We start from the raw sequence: 1355 nt of genomic DNA, 5'->3' as shown, positions 1-1355 counted from the left end.
GCTGCTCGGCCGCAGGGGCACTGAACCGGGCTCCGACCTGCCGAAGCCGGTTCTTGGCCCGGCTGATCCGCTGAGCCATCGTGACCTCGGGCACCAGGAACGCCCGGGCGATCTGCGCGGTGCTCAACCCGGCGACAGCCCGCAGCGTCAAGGCCACCTGGGATGGGCGGGTCAGGGCCGGGTGACAACACAGCAACAGCAGCGTCAGCGAGTCATCACGCTCACCCCTGTCGAGAATGTCCGCGGCGGGGGCGAGGAACGCCTCGGGTGGGGTGTGCCGGGCGATCAACTGTTCCCGCTCGGCGCGGGCCTGCTCGGCGCGCCACTGATCCACCAGGCGGCGGGAGGCCACCGTGATCAACCAGCTCCTCGGGTTGTCCGGCATCCCGTCGGCCGGCCACTGCCGCGCCGCGGCCAGCAACGCCTCCTGCACCGCGTCCTCGGCGGCGTCGAAGTCGCCGCAGTGGCGCACGAGCGCGGCCAGCACGTCCGGCGCACACCGTCGCCACACGTCCTCCAGGCCGGCGGAGGTCATTGATCGTCGCCGCCGGGCCACATCACCGGCCGGAGCTCGACCACATCCCCGGGCTGGGCGAACTGCGCGGCGATCTGTTCGGCGCGCTGACGGGAGTCGCAGTCGATGATGAAGAACCCGGCCAGCTGCTCCTTCGCCTCCGCGTACGGGCCGTCGGTGGCCAGGTGACCTTCTGGGCTCCACCCGTACAGGGTGGCCGAGACAGGGTCGGCCAGCGCCTCGGCGGTGACGAGCTCCCCCGAGGCGGAGATCTCGGTCATCAGCGCCTCGAACTGCCGGCCCATCTCCTCGTGCCGCTCGGGTGGAAGCGCCCGCCCCTGAGCGGTGTAGATCGACGTGGGGTGCCCCCACGGGTCAGGGTTGGCGTGGATCAAGATCACGTACTTCACCGGACATCCTCCTCTTTCTCCGACCAGGCACGCTTCCTGCCGCGCCTTCACCAGGAACGTCGGAGCCGATCAGGCATTCTCGACACCCCAGCAGGTCTCAATTCCCAGCATGTGGCTCCGACGTCACCTCGCAGTCCATCTTCGGGGTGTCGTCAACGCCCCCAACGACCTGGGTCTGCCGGCGCCGCCTGCGCAACCTCGACGAACTTCAAGCCAAGGCCCTCATCGCGGTCGAGGGCCAAGTTATTTGGCTAGCCACATAATCCGTGCTAGCTTTACGTGGCCAGCCACATAAAGCTCTGGAGGGCTTCGATGACCACACATCTGTGGAACCCCGTGACCGTGGGCGACATCCGTCTGGAACACCGGCTCGCGATGGCTCCGATGACGCGGAACCGATCCACCCCTGACGGGGTGCCGACCGAGTTGAA

At 68.3% G+C, this 1355-nt stretch carries 3 protein-coding genes; 1 reads left to right on the top strand and 2 read right to left on the bottom strand.

Annotated features, from left to right (window positions below; genetic code table 11):
- Together DAT37_RS10355 and DAT37_RS10350 are read right to left on the bottom strand one after the other, a co-directional pair.
- Positions 1–535: sigma-70 family RNA polymerase sigma factor (locus tag DAT37_RS10355; RefSeq protein ID WP_157978387.1), on the bottom strand; the 535-nt coding region annotated here is incomplete at its 3' end.
- A complete protein-coding gene (locus tag DAT37_RS10350) occupies positions 532–924 on the bottom strand; it encodes a YciI family protein (RefSeq protein ID WP_109524546.1) in 393 nt (130 codons plus the stop codon). The genes DAT37_RS10355 and DAT37_RS10350, both read right to left, overlap by 4 nt.
- Positions 925–1236: 312 nt before the next feature.
- Between DAT37_RS10350 and DAT37_RS10345 the strand changes: the two genes are divergently transcribed.
- Positions 1237–1355 (top strand): oxidoreductase (locus DAT37_RS10345; RefSeq protein ID WP_456320116.1); only part of this gene is annotated, 119 nt, incomplete at its 3' end.

Source organism: Nocardia aurea (assembly GCF_003123685.1).
Lineage (GTDB): Bacteria > Actinomycetota > Actinomycetes > Mycobacteriales > Mycobacteriaceae > Nocardia > Nocardia aurea.
This window is presented reverse-complemented; position numbering and strand designations above follow the sequence as displayed.